The sequence below is a fragment of the Enterobacter sp. NFIX59 genome, from assembly GCF_900113755.1.
Classification (GTDB): domain Bacteria; phylum Pseudomonadota; class Gammaproteobacteria; order Enterobacterales; family Enterobacteriaceae; genus Enterobacter; species Enterobacter pseudoroggenkampii.
The window spans coordinates 979,971-996,320 of the sequence record NZ_FOQN01000001.1 but is presented as its reverse complement, the minus strand read 5'-3'; the positions used below and the strand labels follow the sequence as shown (position 1 = coordinate 996,320).

General features: G+C 60.4%; 14 protein-coding genes and 1 pseudogene. 9 read left to right on the top strand and 6 right to left on the bottom strand.

The window, feature by feature from the left end; all coding sequences use genetic code 11:
- The first annotated feature begins 1 nt into the window (after window position 1).
- Window positions 2-1,057, top strand: coding sequence for a nicotinate-nucleotide--dimethylbenzimidazole phosphoribosyltransferase (gene cobT, locus BM007_RS04885; protein ID WP_090417441.1), 1,056 nt, complete (start codon window positions 2-4; stop codon window positions 1,055-1,057).
- Between the two features lie 72 nt (window positions 1,058-1,129).
- Here the strand turns inward: cobT and BM007_RS04880 are convergent, their stop codons facing one another.
- The gene (locus BM007_RS04880) at window positions 1,130-1,987 is read right to left on the bottom strand and encodes an AraC family transcriptional regulator (protein WP_090417439.1); all 858 of its coding nucleotides are present in this window, start codon (window positions 1,985-1,987) and stop codon (window positions 1,130-1,132) included.
- 228 nt (window positions 1,988-2,215) lie between these two features.
- Here BM007_RS04880 and BM007_RS04875 point away from each other — a divergent pair, with 228 nt between their 5' ends.
- Genes BM007_RS04875 through BM007_RS04865 form a run of 3 tightly spaced genes read left to right on the top strand, consistent with a single transcriptional unit; the run spans window position 2,216 to window position 6,535 of the window.
- Complete coding sequence (locus BM007_RS04875; protein ID WP_090417437.1) at window positions 2,216-4,054, top strand: DUF2264 domain-containing protein; 1,839 nt, start codon at window positions 2,216-2,218, stop codon at window positions 4,052-4,054.
- The gene (locus BM007_RS04870; RefSeq protein ID WP_090417435.1) at window positions 4,051-5,331 is read left to right on the top strand and encodes an oligosaccharide MFS transporter; all 1,281 of its coding nucleotides are present in this window, start codon (window positions 4,051-4,053) and stop codon (window positions 5,329-5,331) included. The genes BM007_RS04875 and BM007_RS04870 overlap by 4 nt, the downstream gene beginning before the upstream one ends.
- Before the next feature lie 13 nt (window positions 5,332-5,344).
- The gene (locus BM007_RS04865) at window positions 5,345-6,535 is read left to right on the top strand and encodes a glycoside hydrolase family 88 protein (RefSeq protein WP_090417433.1); all 1,191 of its coding nucleotides are present in this window, start codon (window positions 5,345-5,347) and stop codon (window positions 6,533-6,535) included.
- A 140-nt stretch (window positions 6,536-6,675) separates the two neighbouring features.
- On the opposite strand, the gene BM007_RS04860 is transcribed toward BM007_RS04865, so the two are convergent.
- From BM007_RS04860 to hpxO, 3 genes are read right to left on the bottom strand one after another with little or no spacing between them, the layout of a single operon-like run.
- The gene (locus BM007_RS04860) at window positions 6,676-7,611 is read right to left on the bottom strand and encodes a PDR/VanB family oxidoreductase (protein ID WP_090417431.1); all 936 of its coding nucleotides are present in this window, start codon (window positions 7,609-7,611) and stop codon (window positions 6,676-6,678) included.
- A gap of 11 nt (window positions 7,612-7,622) precedes the next feature.
- On the bottom strand, window positions 7,623-8,657 hold the full coding sequence (gene hpxD, locus BM007_RS04855; RefSeq protein WP_061715591.1) for a molybdenum cofactor-independent xanthine hydroxylase subunit HpxD: 1,035 nt from the start codon (window positions 8,655-8,657) through the stop codon (window positions 7,623-7,625).
- Between the two features lie 17 nt (window positions 8,658-8,674).
- Window positions 8,675-9,829, bottom strand: coding sequence for an FAD-dependent urate hydroxylase HpxO (gene hpxO, locus BM007_RS04850; protein ID WP_090417429.1), 1,155 nt, complete (start codon window positions 9,827-9,829; stop codon window positions 8,675-8,677).
- Between the two features lie 236 nt (window positions 9,830-10,065).
- On the opposite strand from hpxO, the gene uraD reads away from it, so the two are divergent.
- Both uraD and uraH read left to right on the top strand, forming a co-directional pair.
- The gene (uraD, locus tag BM007_RS04845; RefSeq protein WP_090417427.1) at window positions 10,066-10,566 is read left to right on the top strand and encodes a 2-oxo-4-hydroxy-4-carboxy-5-ureidoimidazoline decarboxylase; all 501 of its coding nucleotides are present in this window, start codon (window positions 10,066-10,068) and stop codon (window positions 10,564-10,566) included.
- Window positions 10,563-10,886 (top strand): hydroxyisourate hydrolase, encoded by a 324-nt coding sequence (gene uraH, locus BM007_RS04840; protein WP_090417425.1) that lies wholly within the window; start codon window positions 10,563-10,565, stop codon window positions 10,884-10,886. The genes uraD and uraH overlap by 4 nt, the downstream gene beginning before the upstream one ends.
- On the opposite strand, the gene guaD is transcribed toward uraH, so the two are convergent.
- Together guaD and BM007_RS04830 are read right to left on the bottom strand one after the other, a co-directional pair.
- The gene (guaD, locus tag BM007_RS04835) at window positions 10,866-12,182 is read right to left on the bottom strand and encodes a guanine deaminase (RefSeq protein ID WP_090418225.1); all 1,317 of its coding nucleotides are present in this window, start codon (window positions 12,180-12,182) and stop codon (window positions 10,866-10,868) included. The two genes, uraH and guaD, sit on opposite strands and share 21 nt — an antisense overlap.
- Window positions 12,183-12,284: 102 nt before the next feature.
- Window positions 12,285-13,781, bottom strand: a complete 1,497-nt coding sequence (locus BM007_RS04830) for an NCS1 family nucleobase:cation symporter-1 (RefSeq protein ID WP_070533571.1) — start codon at window positions 13,779-13,781, stop codon at window positions 12,285-12,287.
- 144 nt (window positions 13,782-13,925) lie between these two features.
- Between BM007_RS04830 and BM007_RS04825 the strand changes: the two genes are divergently transcribed.
- The 3 genes and pseudogenes from BM007_RS04825 (at window position 13,926) to puuE (ending at window position 16,330) form a co-directional block, all read left to right on the top strand.
- Complete coding sequence (locus BM007_RS04825) at window positions 13,926-14,642, top strand: GntR family transcriptional regulator (RefSeq protein WP_061715585.1); 717 nt, start codon at window positions 13,926-13,928, stop codon at window positions 14,640-14,642.
- Window positions 14,642-15,510, top strand: a pseudogene (locus BM007_RS04820) (aspartate/glutamate racemase family protein); the annotation flags it as partial. The gene BM007_RS04825 and the pseudogene BM007_RS04820, both read left to right, overlap by 1 nt.
- Window positions 15,398-16,330 carry an allantoinase PuuE gene (gene puuE / locus BM007_RS04815; RefSeq protein ID WP_090417423.1) on the top strand — a complete coding sequence of 311 codons (933 nt, stop codon included), beginning with the start codon at window positions 15,398-15,400 and terminating at the stop codon, window positions 16,328-16,330. The pseudogene BM007_RS04820 and the gene puuE, both read left to right, overlap by 113 nt.
- Window positions 16,331-16,350 lie beyond the last annotated feature (20 nt).

The following is a 16,350-nucleotide window of genomic DNA, read 5'->3' as shown; positions in this document are numbered from 1 at the left end:
GATGGGGACAGTGAAGGCGCTGGCGGCGGCCATCAGACCGCTTGATAAACAGAAGATTCAGGCGGCCTCAAGGCATGTTGATGGCTTAATAAAGCCGACAAACAGCCTGGGTCGGCTGGAAAGTCTGGCAATACAGCTTTCGGGAATGTGGGGCATCGACAGGCTCGATAATCTGCAAAAAGAGATTATCGTCATGTGCGCCGACCATGGCGTGTTTGATGAAGGCGTGGCCGTGACGCCGAAAGTGGTGACCTGGCTTCAGGCCGTCAATATGCAAAAGGGGTTGACCGGAGTGTGTGTGCTGGCCCGCAATAGCCAGACGTCGGTACTGCCCGTTGACATCGGTATTGACGGCGAGCCTATCGACAATATGCTCAGCCTTAAACTCTCGCGCGGCTGCGGGAATATCGCTCAGGGACCGGCGATGAGCCGTCAGGATGCCGAGCACCTGCTGCTGGCGAGTGCCAGCCTCGTTAAAAAACGCGCGCAGGGGGGGATCTCCGTCTTTGGCGTAGGCGAGCTGGGTATTGCCAATACGACGCCGGCCTCGGCAATCATCAGCGTGCTGACCGACAGCGATCCGCATGATGTGGTGGGGATTGGGGCCAATTTGCCGCAGGACCGGGTGCAGCATAAGGAAACCATAGTCCGGCAGGCGATACGCATAAACCAGCCGGATGCGCGCGATGCGGTTGATGTGCTGGCCAAAGTCGGCGGCTATGACCTGGTGGGCATGACCGGGGTGATATTGGGCGCTGGCGCATGCGGACTGCCCGTGGTGTTAGACGGTTTTCTCTCGTATGCCGCCGCCATCGCCGCCTGTCAGATTGCGCCAGAAGTGAAGAACTACTGTATTCCCTCTCATTTTTCCGCCGAAAAGGGGGCCAGGCGCGCGCTGGAGCACCTTGGGCTGGCGCCGTTTATCCATCTTGACATGCGTCTTGGCGAAGGGAGCGGTGCCGCGCTGGCAATGTCTATCGTCAGCGCGGCCTGCGCAATGTACTGCGAGATGGGGCAACTGGCGCAAAGCGGCATTGAGTTGCCCGTTCCGGCATGACGGAAAGGCAAAAACCCCAGCCAGGCTGGACGCCGGAAAGCGTCCAGCTTTGGGCCAGCGGTCAACCCCCCCTTAACAGGGCATTCTGGTGCAGCGGATACGACGTCGATACTGCAGCGGCGTCTGACGCATCATCTTTTTAAAGCAGGTAATGAAATAGGTCACCTCGCTAAACCCGACTGCCAGCGCAATAGCGTCAATTGGCTCATCGCTGTACCGCAACAGCTCGCAGCTGCTTTTTATCCGCCGGGTCAGCAAATATTCGTGGATGCTACCGCCGGTCTGCTGGCGAAAAATGCGTGAGGTATAGCTGCGCGAAAGCCCCAGGTCGTGCGCTAGCTGGTCGAGTGAAAACTTGCTGGCATAGTGGGCTTCGACCCAGCTCATAATCCGCGAGGCGACGGTCTGCTGGCGCGGCGGGTAGGGCTGCGGCTGCTCGGGCAGAAACGTCATGAGCTGCATCATCAGAAAGGCCACCTCGCACGCCTCGGTCTGCTCGTTGCCCTCCAGGCGCTGAAACTGTTCAAGGATCCTTTCGATAAACGCTGCGTGCTCGCTGAGATCGTAGATTTGCGCCGGAAGATTGCTGGCGGCCAGCGCGGCGAACCGGGCCTGATGGCGCGGGAACGTGCTGAGTGCGCTTTCGACCACCGATTGCTCAATGTGCATGGTGGTGCGGTGATAGGGATTCTTATCGCTATGATCGACCTGCACTTTGTGCAAACGGAAGGGCGGGAAGATAAATAATCGCCCCGGACGGGCGGTGTAGTGCTGATTATCCACCACCACGATGCCGTAGCCGCTGGAGATATAGAGCAATTCAACGCATTGATGCCAGTGGTAGTAAATTGCGCTGGTGGTGGACATGCGGTTAAAAGAAATGGCCTGCCGATCGAGCGTAATCCGTTCCAGCAGCTGCGTTTCACCCATATTACCTCCAGGACAACAGATTTAAATTTTTAGGCCATCATTTGTAATTTATCCCCCTCGCGTTCGACAAAATCCAGCAAAAATGAAATGGCGGTTTAATTTTGTGAGTCTGCTCACTCAGCGCCGGGAATAAAAGCAGTTACTCTTCATTCAGACGTCGCACTCGTGGCTTTAAAAAGCCTAATAACAATAACTTATCTCTACCCTCGTGTAATGCGGGAGGACCCTGTGCAACCTGAAAATATTCATCTGGATAATCCACTGACAAGCCGGGAAGAGGTGCTACGGCTGGTTAACGACATGCTGAACGCGGTGTCGCCCTGGTTTAAAAAAGACGCCAGCCGCATTGATTTAGCGAACTTTACCGCTCACTACGGCCAGCAGGTGGCGAGCATGGAAACGTTTTCCCGCCTGCTGTGGGGCGTGACGCCGCTGTTAGCTGGCGGCAGCGAGCCGCAGCACTTCTCATTCTATTTACAGGCGATAAAAAACGGCACCGATCCGCAGCATGCCGATTACTGGGGAGACGTCGGGCCTTACGATCAGCGAATCGTCGAGATGGCGGCCTACGGGCTGCTGCTGGCGCTGGCGGGTGAAACCGTACTGGCACACTTCACTGAGACGGAGAAAGAGAATTTATGGCGCTGGCTAAAGCAGTGCGAGACCCAGGAAATCCCCGATAACAACTGGCACTTCTTCCCGATTCTGGTGCAGGTCGGCTTCCATTATTGCGGCATGCCGACCAACCCGCAGGCGCTGGAAGATCATTTTGCTGCCATGGAACACTACTACCTCGGCGATGGCTGGTACGCCGATGGTCCGGGACGGCCGCGCGACTATTACATCTCGATGGGCTTCCATTTCTATGGCCTGATTTACGCGAAGCTCATGGCCGGGGTCGATCCAAAGCGCTGTGCAACGCTGCGTCAGCGGGCCGCGCGTTTCTCCTCTGACTTCATCCATTTCTTTGCCGAAGACGGCGCGGCGATCCCGTTTGGCCGTAGCCTGACCTACCGCTTTGCCGAGGCGGCGTTCTGGAGTGCGGCGGCCTTCGCCGGGCTGGAGGTCTTTTCGCCCGGCGCGATTAAGGGCATCGTTCTGCGTCATCTGCGCTGGTGGCTAAAGCAGCCGATATTCGACCGCGACGGCGTGCTGAGCGTCGGTTACAGCTACCCGAATCTGGCGATGGCGGAAGACTACAACGCGCCGGGGTCGCCGTACTGGGGCCTGAAGACCCTGCTGGTGCTGGCATTAGATGAGGGCGATGCTTTCTGGCAGGCGGCCGAGCTGCCGCTGCCGCCGTTGCCCGCCCGGCACACGATAGCCCACGCGGATCAGGTGGTGGTGCATCAGGACGATCACCTGTGGATGCTGACGTCCGGCCAGCTGGAGCTGAACAACTTCGTGAACACCGAAGCGAAATACTGCAAATTTGCCTATTCCACCCGCTTTGGCTTCACCATCGAACGCGGGCGCTACGGCCTGAACCATGCCGCGCCCGATTCGATGCTGCTGCTGGCCGAAAAGGATAACTACTGGCGTGGCCGCCGCGAATGCCAGCACGTGGTCACTTCTAACGGCACCATTTACAGCCGCTGGCTGCCGTGGCGCGACGTGGAGATTGAGAGCTGGCTGCTGGCGCTGGGCGACTGGCAGCTACGCGTCCATCGCATCAATACCCGGCGCGCGCTGGACTGCGCGGAGGGTGGCTTTAGCCTGGCGAACCGCCCGCAGCCGCAGGTACACGAGAGTGACGGTGCCTGCTGGTTACGCAGTGCCCGGGATGTCTCAGCCATTTTCTGTCTACACCCGCACGCCCGCCGCGGCGAGACGGTGGTGACGCCGCCGAACAGTAATCTGCTGTTCGCCGAGCGCGCGGCGGTGCCGGTGCTGCGCGGCGAGCTCGACCCCGGCAAGCATATGTTAATCAGCGCGGTGTGGGCGGGAAATGCCGCCGACTTCGATCCGCAACGCTGCCCGCAGGCCTTCATTAGCGATGACGCGGTACGCTTCGTGACGGCACGACAAGAAACGACGCTCGTTCTGGCTCCGGAGGCATCGCTATGAGCACATCATCGTCCGTACGCGCCGCGCAGTACAAAATGAGTACCTTTATTTTCCTTTACTTCTTCACGTGGTCATCCAGCTTTGGCCTGTACGCCCTGTGGCTGAGCCAGAAAGTGGGCCTCGATAGCGTCACCATCGGCAGCGTGTTCGCCATCAACGGTGTCTTCGCGGTGGTTCTGAAGCCGGTGTACGGCTACATCATGGACAAAATCGGCATGAGCAAGTGGCTGCTCTATTTTGTCTGCGCCATTTCCGCGCTGATGGCGCCGTTCTTCGCGCTGGTGTACCAGCCGCTGCTGCAAAGCCATGCGATGGCGGGGATTATCATCGGCGCGCTGTATCTGAGCCTGGGCTGGTACGCCGGCGTGGCGGCGTCTGAATCTTACGCCGACCGCTTTAGCCGCCTGTACGGGCTGGAGTTTGGCCGCATCAGAATGTGGGGTTCACTGGGCTGGGCGATGGCGGCGTCGGTCTCCGGGCTGTTGTTTAACGTCACCCCGCTGGCCAACTTTCTGCTTAGCAGCGGGACCTCGGTACTGATGCTGCTGGTGCTGATTAGCCTCAAAATCGGCGACGAGCAGCTGCGCAATAACAGCGTTATTTCCGCAAATAAGATCGTCTTCGCCGACGTGCTGATGCTCCTGAAAAACCGCAAATTCTGGATGTTCAGCCTCTACGTCGCCGGGGTGGCGTGGATGATGTTTATCGCCGAACAGCAGTTCCCGCGCTACTTCGTGTCGTTCTTCGCCACCAAAGAGCAGGGGAATGCCTGGTACGGCTACCTGAGTACCGTCCAGTCGGGGATGGAATTCGTGATGATGATGTTTATCCCGTGGCTGGTGAATCACTACGGCGCCAAGCGCGGCCTGCTGTTCTGCGGCTGTGTGGTCGGAGCGCGGCTGATCGCCTCCGGGCTGACCAGCGACCCGATTGTTATCTCCATCATCAAACCGTTTTATGGCGTCGAGATCGCGCTGCTGCTCATCTCGGTCTTCAAATACATCGCGGAGCATTTCCATCGTCGGGTTAACGCCACGATGTACCTGCTGGGCTACCAGGCGATGATTTACGTGGGTTCGATTGTGGTCGCCCCACCTGCCGGCTATCTGTACGACAGGATTGGCTTTGAGCATACCTATCTGCTGATGGGCTGCTGCGCCCTGGTATTTACGCTGATTTCCGCCTTTACGCTGTCGCGCTGTCAGTCGACGCGCGATGACTCACGATCCTTTGCTCCGGCTTTAGATACCGCCCCGGTTGAACCGGCCAAACATTAATTCAGGAGTTGTTATGACCAAATCTGTTATCACCGAAGCGCTGCGGCCAATCGAACTGCATCAGGTCGATCGCCTGGCACTGAGCCAGAAGCTGGAGGCGGCGTTAGCCCGCGTCACGCGCAAGCTCGACAAAAATATTGTCGCCTTCGGCGATAAGTTCCCCGGTGAGGCCTGTGAGAAGGGGGTCTGGCCGCGCACCGATAACGTGGAATGGACCACCAGCTTTTGGCCTGGCCAGCTGTGGCTGGCGTGGGAGATGACCGGCAAAGCGCATTATCGCGAAGCCGCAGAGCGCTATTTACCGTCGTTCGCCCGGCGTATTGAGCAGCGCATCGACACCGCAACGCACGATCTCGGGTTCCTCTATTCGCTCTCCTGCATCAGCGCCTGGCGCCTCACCGGCAACGAAGCCGCTCGTCAGTCGGCGCTGCTGGCTGCCGATCGCCTGATGGAGCGCTTTAATCCGACGGCCAACATTATTCAGGCGTGGGGTGATTTAAACGACCCGGAGCAGCAGGGAAGAATGATCATCGACTGCAATATGAACCTGCCGCTGCTGTACTGGGCCAGCGAACAGACCGGGGATCCGCGCTATGCGCAGGCGGCGACGGCGCACGCAGGACAGGCCGCGGCCTATATCGTGCGTGAAGATGCCTCGACGTATCACACCTACTATATGGATGTGCAGACGGGCGAGCCGCGCTTTGGCAACACCCATCAGGGCTACAGCGATACCTCGTGCTGGTCGCGCGGCCAGGCATGGGGCATTTACGGTTTTCTGCTCAGCTATCAGCACACCGGCGATAAGCAGATGGTTGAGCTGTCGCGCAGCCTGGCGCATTACTTCCTCAACCGTCTGCCGGAAGATGATGTTTGCCACTGGGATCTGGCGCTGCTCGGTACCGACGCCGTGCGCGACAGTTCAGCGGCGGCGATTGCCGCCTGTGGCCTGCTGGAGCTGGTTAAGGCGCTGCCGACACTCGACGCAAACCGTGCATATTATGAAGAGATGGCGCTGCGTATCGCGCTGTCGCTGACCGATAACTACCTTGCTCACGACGACGATCCGACCGAAGGGCTGCTGCAGCACTCGGTTTATCATATGGGCAGCGGTAAGGGGGTCGATCAGTGCTGTAGCTGGGGGGACTATTTCTATCTTGAGCTGCTGGCGCGGCTGCGACAGATTTGGCACCCGTACTGGTAATCCTTAAGCGCTTGTGCGTTTCGCCCGGCGGCGCTACGCTTGCACGGGCCTACAATGAATAGTGCAATATATTGATATTGTTACGGATTGTAGGCTGGGTAAGCGCAGCGCCACCCGGCAAGAAAGCGTGTGCAGACGGTTTACAGCCCAATCACCAGCTCCCCGGAATGGCTCCGCGAACAGCACAGCGCCACCTGCTGGTCCGTTGCGCTTTTTTCCGCCTCCGACTGCACGCTATCCCGGTGATCCACTACGCCGTCAATCACCGGCGTCAGGCAGGCGCCGCAGATCCCCATTTCGCAGGACAGCGGAACGTCCACGCCGTTTGCCTGCAGCACCTGGGCAATGGTTTTGTCCGCAGGCACCGGCCAGCGCTCCCCGGTGGAGGCCAGCTTGACCGTAAAGATCTCGCCCGCGACGTCGCCTGTGGCAGGGGACGCGGGCTGAAACGCCTCGCTGTGAAGATGGGCGTCATCCCATCCCTTCGCCGTGGCGACCTCACGCACTTTTTCCATGAACCCCGCAGGTCCGCAGACCCAGGCTCGCAAACCCGCTTCAGGCATGGGGAGATGCTCTGCCAGCGCTGTGCGCGGGCTGATAGTATGAATGATGCACTCACCGCACTGCGAAAGTTCGCGCGCAAACGCCGCGCTTTCGCGCTTCCTGACGTAATAGTGCAGCGAAAACGACGTGCCGGCGGCCTTCAGCTGCAGGGCCATCGCATACAGCGGCGTAATGCCAATCCCCGCCGCCAGCAATAAAACCCGTTCTGCCTGAACCAGCGGAAACAGATTGCGCGGGGCTGAAATTAGCAGCTTCTGCCCCGGACGCAGTGTTTCGTGAACGTAGCGCGATCCGCCGCGCGAGGCGGTTTCCCGCCCCACGCAGATAAGATAGCTCTCTTCCTCACAGGCCCCGGTCAGGGAATACTGGCGTACCACGCCGCAGGGCAGGTGGACATCAATGTGCGCGCCGGGCTGCCACGGCGGCAGCGCTTCGCCGTCTTCAGCCACCAGCCTGACGGCGAGGCTTTTGTCGCCCTCGCGCCACAGCCCGTCAACAATTACGCTCAGCATAGCGGCCTCCGTCATACCAGGAAAAATTCGCCAAAGCCCATCTTCTTCAGTCCCCGACGGTAGGCAATTGAGCTTTTATCGGCGGGAATATGGGCTTCCAGGGTGAGGTCCAGCGGCAGGCTTTCCGGGCGCTGGGTTTCCACCATCAGACGATCTTCTTCGAAGATGCGCAGATTGAAGGCATGCACGTCCTCCACCGGTATATGCAGGTCAAAATTACGGGCGATAGGGGCGAACATGCGGGTAACGCGCGACGACACGGGCGACGCGGCGTTCATGATCACCAGTCTCGACTCTCCCGGAAAATGAATCGTCAGGGTGGCGGTAAACGGCAGATGCATTTCAAAATGTCGAAGCCACTGGAAGCCTTCTGGCGCCTGCACGGGGGAACTGGCGGGATAGTTGCTCACTGAACTCCAGTAATCCGCCACGAAGCCGAACGGCGTCTCCTGCGGCTGATAGGCGGGCACAAGCTGATTATTGGGATCGGCAAAAGTATCGGTGTGGATCCACGCAAAGTGCGCCACGTCCAGAAACCCCTCCACCTGTCGCCCGGCAAAGCCATTCACCTCAAACGCCGGGCAGTTAATCTGCTGAAATCCGTCGTCATCCCAGTGCGGCATGGCGGGCAGCGGCGCAGGGTTATCCGGATCAAAGGCCAGGCAGGTCCAGATCAGGCCGAAGCGCTCCTCCACGGCGTAGTTAATCAGGTTCAGCTTCGCCGGAACGGGCTGGTCGGGGCTGGAGGGAATACGGTTGCAGCGCCCGTCCTCTCCAAAGCGGAGGCCGTGATAGGGGCAGATAATCCCGTGCTCGTCGTGAAAGCCGAGCGTCAGCGGCACGCCGCGGTGCGGGCAAACGTCACGGGCGACCACGACCTGGTCGTTTATGCGGTAAATCACCAGCTGTTCATCCAGTAGCGTCGCTTTGACCGGCGCCGGACCGACGTCGCAGGCGCGCGCGACCGGATGCCAGCATTTCGCCAGACGCAGCCAGTCCTCTGGCTCAAACGTGCAGTGGGCGGGTGGAGTCGGTTCTCTTTTCATCGTTGTCCCTCTTACGTTCAGCCTAACGGGCCGCCCTGAATGGTCTCGCACAGACCGTTGATGATGCGCTCTCCGGTCTCCTCTCGAAGCTCCAGATACCAGGCCTGCGTCAACGCCATGTCTTTGCCGTGGGTGACGTCGCAGCGCTTACGCGCCTTCAGCACCAGGTCGCGTACCCGGTCGCAGCGCAGCGCCTCGTACTGCCGCAGCGCCAGCGTGATGCTGTGGTTTTCGCGCAGGCATTCCCCCAGCACGACGGCGTCTTCCATCGCTGCGCAGCCGCCCTGGCCGATATCCGGCGTGGTGCTGTGCGCGGCATCGCCGAGCAGCGCGACGTTGCCGCGCACCAGGCTGTCGAACGGCTCAATGTCGTGGATCTCAATGCGGTTGGTGGTGTCAGGATCCAGCGCGGCGATAAGCGTCTGCACCGGCGGCGCCCAGCCGCGGAAGTAGCCCGTGAGATCGGCGCGCAGGGTGGTGCGATCCTCCGCCAGGCCCGCAGGGAGCGGCACGTCAAAAAAGAAGTAAAAGCGTCCGCCGGAGACGGGCATCAGCGACACGCGCTTGCCTTCGCCAACGAAGGTGGTCCACTGGTGCGCCGGGGCGATCTCTTCGTCAATCTTCACCAGTCCGTTCCAGTTCACATAGCCCGCGTAGCGGCGCTCGGGGGTATACCCCAGCACGTACGGGCGAACCGCCGAGTGGCTGCCGTCGGCGGCAATCAGGAAATCGCCGGATGCCGTGGTGCCGTCGGTGAAGGTCACGCTTACGCCCGAGTCGTCTTCATTTACGCGTTCGACGCGCTTGCCGAACTGCACTTTGTCGCGCCCCCAGAAGTCCAGCATTTCGCGCTGAAGCTCAGCGCGCGAGACGGGGCAGGGACGCCCGCCGGTACGCTCAACCAGCGGAGCAAGGCTAAAGCGGGTCAGGGTATCGCCGCGCCGGTAATCCTTATAGGCCATAAAACGCATCGGTCCGCCGTAGGTCTCGATGATGTCGCCCATGCCGAGGTGCTGCATGCATTTCACGCCGTTAGGCCAGATGGAGATGGCCGCCCCGACGGGCCTGATCTCCTTTACGGCTTCAAATACGGTACAGTCGATGCCCGCTTTTTTCAGCGCGACGGCGGCGCTCAGGCCGCCAATACCCGCACCAATAACGATTGCTCTCATGCTTCTCTCCTTTTGCAGGGTGTAAAGACGTTCAGCAATTTGCGTACCAGGCTGCAGAGTGGCGAAAACGGCGTTGTGAGTGAGAGGTTTGCACTGCTAAGGTGCGCAAACGCGGTGAGCGTGCCTTTTTTTGAATCAAAAATTTCCTGGTCAGCCATCCGGAATCGACTGTTTCACGTCTGCCTCAAGAGTGGCGTGGTTTGTGCAATAAGCAGGAGGATAATCAAGGAGAACCTATGATCGCACTGCACGATTTCAATCAGCTGCCTGAGAAAGACGCTCTTACGCTGCTTCAACCCTGCGTGGCGATACCCGGCTGGGCCGACGCGTTGGTTGACGGACGGCCTTATTCGAGCCGGGAAGCCTTGTTCATTGCGGCGCAGGCCCTGGCGCAACGCTGGGATGAAGCGGTATTAACGCAAGCATTGAGCGCTCATCCGCGCATCGGGGAAAAGCCCGCGGGCGCGCAGGCGGAGGCGGCGCTGTCGCGCCAGGAGCAGGGGGCGGTGAACGATCGCGATGCCGCCCTTGCGCAGGCGCTGCGTGAAGGAAATGCTCGCTACGAGGCCCGCTTCGGACGCGTCTTTCTGATCCGCGCGAAGGGCCGCAGCGGCGAGGAGATATTACAGGCCCTGCACGCGCGGCTGGAAAACAGCGATGCGCAGGAAATCCGTGCCGCGCTGGAACAGCTGCGGGAAATTACGCTGCTACGGCTGGAAGGAGTCATTAGCGAATGAGCACACTCAGCACCCATATTCTTGATATTTCGACGGGCAAACCCGCAGAAGGCGTAACGGTTCATCTGCAACAGGACGGGAAGACGCTGGCCACGGGGGTGACCAACGCCCAGGGGCGCATCGCCGCGTTCGTTCCCTCTCTGCCCGCGGGCCGTTACCAACTGGTGGCGGAGTTCGGCGCGTGGTTTCGCGAAACCGGTCGCGACACGCTCTACCCCTGTGCGCAAATTGATTTTGTGACGGGAGAAACGGCAGACGAGCATTTCCATCTGCCGTTTGTGATTGCGCCCGGCGGGTGGTCAACCTACCGGGGCAGTTGACCACACCCGCTCGCCGTTGACCCAGGTCTCACTGATGTTGCGCTCGTCGCCCAGGGTCATCAGCACAAAGAGCTGCTCGTAGATATTCTGACAGCGGCGATTGCGCAGGCGCTGCAGCGGCGTTACGTCAGGATCGATAACCACGAAATCCGCCTCTTTGCCGGGCGCGAAGTTGCCAATCTTATCGTCCAGCCGGAGGGCGTGCGCGCCGCCCAGCGTGGCGTGATAAAACGCCTCGCTGGCGCGCAGGCGGTAGCTCTGAAGCTGGCCCACCTTGTAGGCTTCCCCCAGGGTGCGCAGCATGCTGAAGGTGGTGCCTGCACCGACGTCGGTGCCGATGCCCATCCGCACCCTGTGCTGCCAGCAGGCGGGCAGGCGAAACAGCCCGCTGCCGAGAAACAGGTTCGAGGTGGGGCAAAACGCCACCGCCGAGCCGGTGTCATGCAGGCACTGCCACTCGCTGTGGTGAAGGTGAATCGCGTGGGCAAACACGCTGCGCTCGCCGGTCAGGCCGTAGTGGTGATACACGTCCAGATAGCGCTCGTGCTCCGGCCAGAGGTCGCTTACCCAGGCCACTTCGTTGGGGTTTTCGCTCAGGTGGGTCTGCAGCCAGGTATCCGGAAACTCCTCTCTGAGCAGGCTGACCGCCGCAAGCAGCTCGGGTGATGACGTCGGCGCAAAGCGCGGCGTAATCGCATAGCCCAACCGTCCACGGTGATGCCAGCGCTGGATCAGCGCCCGCGTCTGTCGGTAGCTCTGCTTCGCGTCTTCACTCAGGTAGTCCGGCGTGTGTCTGTCCATCATCACCTTTCCGGCGATAAGGCGCATGTTCAGGCGCAGGGCCTCGGTAAACAGCGCCTCGACCGATTCCGGATGCAGCGTGCAAAACACCAGTGCGGTGGTGGTGCCGTTGCTCACCAGCTGCTGTATGAAAAATTCGGCGATCTCTTTCGCGTAGGCTTCATCGGAAAACTGGCTCTCCACCGGGAAGGTGTAGGTGGTCAGCCACTCCAGCAGCTGTTCGCCGAAGGCGCCGATCATCTCCGTTTGCGGATAGTGGACGTGGGTGTCAACAAAACCGGGCAGCAGCAACCTGCCGCGCAGGTCGGTATAGCCTATGTGCGGGTCAAGATACTGCTCGCCCTCCTGCCACGGCATCTGTGCCAGAATTTTTCCATTCTGGATAAACAGCAGTCCGTCCTCAAGGTAGCGCGCGTGCTCGGCAATGGCGTCTGCGCTGTCGCAGACCCGGGCAATATCAAAAAATGCACCGCGTATCGCAGTCTGGTATTCCATCATGGTTCTTGCCTTCGTGTTTGCGTAGCGGGGGTAAGAAGGCTCAGCAAGAACGGTGCCAGAATGAACGGGCCGCAGATACGCTGCGGCCGGAGGGAGGGGTTACTCTTTTTGCGTCGCCACGCGGGAACCGAACGACGTCGCGCCTGCCGTTTCGCGCTCTTCCCGCGCCAGCCAGCGGTAGGTGACGCCGCCCAGGAAGACGCCGATAAACCAGCTGAAGTTCGCCACCTCATGCAGGGCCGGGATAAAGCTGATGATCAGGCCCACGGCAACGGACGGGATCAGCGCGCCAATGGCTTTCGGGTTAAAGCCGTTGCGGTACCAGTATTTGCCCTTTGGCGTGTCGTCGAATAGATCGTCAACCGACACCTTGCCGCGCTTAATCAGGTAGAAGTCGGCAATCAGAATGCCGAACAGCGGGCCGATAAACGCCCCGAGCACGTCCAGGGTGTAGTGGATAAGTTCCGGCGAGTTGAACAGGTTCCACGGGGTGAGCAGGATCGAGCCGACGGCGGCAATCATGCCCCCGGTGCGGAAGCTGATCTTCTGCGGCGAGCAGTTCGAGAAATCAAACGCCGGGGAGACGAAGTTCGCCACGATGTTGATCCCGATGGTGGCGGTGATCATCGTCAGCAGGCCAATCGCCACGGCCAGATCGTTGCCCACGCGGCTGACGGTCTCAATCGGGTCGGTGATCATGCGGCCAAACAGCGACTGGGTGCCGGACACAATCACCACGGTGACGATGGAGAACAGCAGGAAGTTAAACGGCAGGCCCCAGCGGTTGCCGCGGCGGATCTCGCCCATGCTTTTGCCGTAGCGGGAGAAATCGCCAAAGTTGAGCAGCGGGCCGGAGAAGTAGGAGACCACCAGCGCGGTGGCGGTGATCATCTGCCAGGTCTGCTCGCCCGCGCTCAGGGATTTACTGGCGAGGGTAAAGGAGATCCCGTCAAATCCGGTCTTGTATACAATCCAGCCGGCGAGGGCCAGCATCACCACGTAGACCGCCGGACCGGCGATATCAATAAAGCGCTTGATGGCGCTCATGCCATGCCAGAAGACCATCGCCTGCAGGACCCACATAATGGCAAAGCAGATCCAGCCCAGATGCGACAGGCCCAGGAATGCGCCGGTAGTGAGTGAAGAGAGCGACGGCCAGAACTTCAGCGCCACCAGCATCAGGGCGTTGGCGGCGAGATAGGTCTGAATCCCGTACCACGCAAAGGCGATAAGCCCGCGGATCACCGCCGGAATATTGGCCCCGAACACGCCAAACGCCTGACGGCTGATCACCGCATAGGGCACGCCCGCCATCTGGCTCGGTTTGGCCACCAGGTTGGCGCACAGCTGCACGATGCAAATCCCCACCAGCAGGCAGAGTAGCACCTGCCAGCTTGCCAGCCCGAGCGTAAAGAAGCTCGCGGCGACAACATAACCCCCCATGCTGTGAACGTCCGACATCCAGAACGAAAAGATGTTGTACCAGCTCCAGTTCTGGTCACGCGTCGGTGCCAGATCCTCATTGCAAAGACGTGGGCTGTAAACCGCACCGGAATCAGCGGCCGTACCCTGCTGCGCGTTTTGACTGTTTGGCATGAAACCTGCTCCTGTGAATGAAAACCCGTTGAGTGGGAGTGCAAACGGTGTTGCAGGATTCAGGCCAAAATAATAAATCTTGTATGCAAAATTTTATTTTTATGTATACGATTCGATAACGGAAAGTAAAATTCGGAGTGGTAAATGAACAACATAAACGCCCTGCAGACCGCGCCAGACCTGCATGACAAAGACGAATCCATCTTTCAGGCGCTGATGACCGCGATTGTCGAACACCAGCTGCTGCCGGGGAGCAAACTGCCGGAAGAGGCGCTGGCCGAGGTCTTTGGCGTGAGCCGCACGGGCATCCGCAAGGTGCTTCAACGACTCGCGGCTGTGCAAATGGTCACCCTGACGCCCAAGCGTGGTGCACACGTCGCCAGCCCGACGGTGGAAGAGGCGAGGCACATCTTCCGCACCCGCGCCCTGCTGGAGGTCGCCAACCTGCCGGACGTGCTGGCGCACTGCCAGCCGCCGCATCTTGCCGCGCTGGAGGCCATTATTCGGCAGGAACAGCAGGCGCACGAGGCCTATGACGGCCCGGCGGCGATTCGCCACTCCGCCAATTTCCACATTCAGCTACAGGCCATCTCCGGCAACCAGGTGATCACTGAGATGGTGATCGGCCTGAGCCAGCGCTCGTCGCTGGTGATCGCCACCTGGGGCGCGCCGTGGCGTCAGGGCTGCCGCTGCAACGATCACGAGCAGCTGGTGGATCTGCTGCGCCAGAAGGCGCTTGAGCCATTAAGCGATGCCCTAATGCACCATTTTGAACATATTGTCGCCAGCCTCTGCTTCGAGCGGGCGGGCGAGTGCCTGCCTGATTTTGCCCGGCTGTTTGCCGGCCACAAGGAGTCGTAATGTCTGTCTGTATACAAGTGATCAACCCCAACACCAGCCTCGCCATGACGGAAACCATCGGCGCGGCGGCCCGCGCGGTGGCGGCACCCGGGACGGAGATCCTCGCGGTCTGCCCGAGCGCGGGCGTGCCGTCTATAGAAGGCCACTTTGATGAGGCCATCGCCGCCGTTGGTGTCCTGGAACAGATCAAAAAAGGCAGGGAGCAGGGCGTGGACGGTCACGTGATCGCCTGCTTTGGCGATCCGGGCCTGCTGGCGGCGCGCGAGCTGGCGCAGGGGCCGGTTATCGGCATCGCCGAAGCCGCTATGCATATGGCGACGCTGGTCGCGACGCGCTTTTCGGTGGTCACCACGCTGCCGCGCACGCTGATTATTGCCCGTCATCTGCTGCACCAGTATGGCTTTCAGGACCATTGCGCGGCGCTGCATGCCATCGACCTTCCGGTACTGGCGCTGGAAGACGGTAGCGGTCTGGCGCAGGAAAAAGTGCGCGCGCGCTGTATACAGGCGCTGAAAGAGGACGGCTGCGGCGCCATCGTGCTGGGCTGCGGCGGCATGGCGACCCTGGCGCAGGAGCTGACCCGCGAGTTGCGCGTGCCGGTGATCGACGGCGTCAGCGCGGCGGTGAAGATGGTGGAATCGCTGGTGGCGCTGGGGCTGTCGACCAGCAAGCACGGGGATCTGGCGTTCCCGGAGAACAAAGCGTTAAGCGGGCATTTTCAGGCATTGAATTCATTTTAATTTTTGGGGGTGGCAATGGGGCTTTTCGAACAGGATTATCCGCGGGATCTGCGCGGCTACGCGGGCAACCCGCCGCACGCGCGGTGGCCGAATCAGGCGCGCATCGCCGTGCAGTTTGTGCTCAATTACGAAGAAGGGGCGGAAAACCACGTTCTGCACGGCGATGCCGGTTCCGAGCAGTTCCTTTCGGACATCATCGGCGCGGCCAGCTACCCGGACAGACACATGTCGATGGACTCCCTCTACGAATACGGCAGCCGCGCCGGGTTCTGGCGGATCCACAATGAATTTCAGAAACGCGGCCTGCCGCTGACGGTCTTCGGCGTGGCGATGGCGCTGGCGCGTCATCCGGAGATCGTCGAGGCAATCAAGGCGGCGGATTACGACGTGGTCAGCCACGGCTGGCGCTGGATCCACTATCAGCACATGGATGTCCAACAGGAGCGCGAACACCTGCACAAAGCGGTGCAGGTGCTGACCGACCTGTTCGGCAAGCCGCCGACGGGCTGGTACACCGGGCGCGACAGCCCCAACACCCGCCAACTGGTGGTGGAGCATGGCGGCTTCGACTACGACAGCGACTACTACGGCGACGATTTGCCCTTCTGGACGGAAGTGGCCTGCGGCGACGGCGCCCGCAAACCGCACCTGATTGTGCCCTATACGCTGGATGCGAACGACATGCGCTTCGCCACCGCGCAGGGGTTTAACACCGCCGAGCAGTTTTATACGTATCTGAAGGACAGTTTTGACGTGCTGTACGAAGAGGGGGAAAGCGCGCCGAAGATGATGTCCATCGGCATGCACTGCCGCCTGCTGGGGCGACCGGGGCGTTTTCGCGCGCTGCAGCGGTTCCTGGATTATGTGCAGCAGCACGAGCGGGTGTGGGTCTGTACCCGCCAGCAGATTGCAGACCACTGGCGGGAGGTGCATCCGTTTCAGAAGTAAGTGTGCGATGTTTTGCCGGG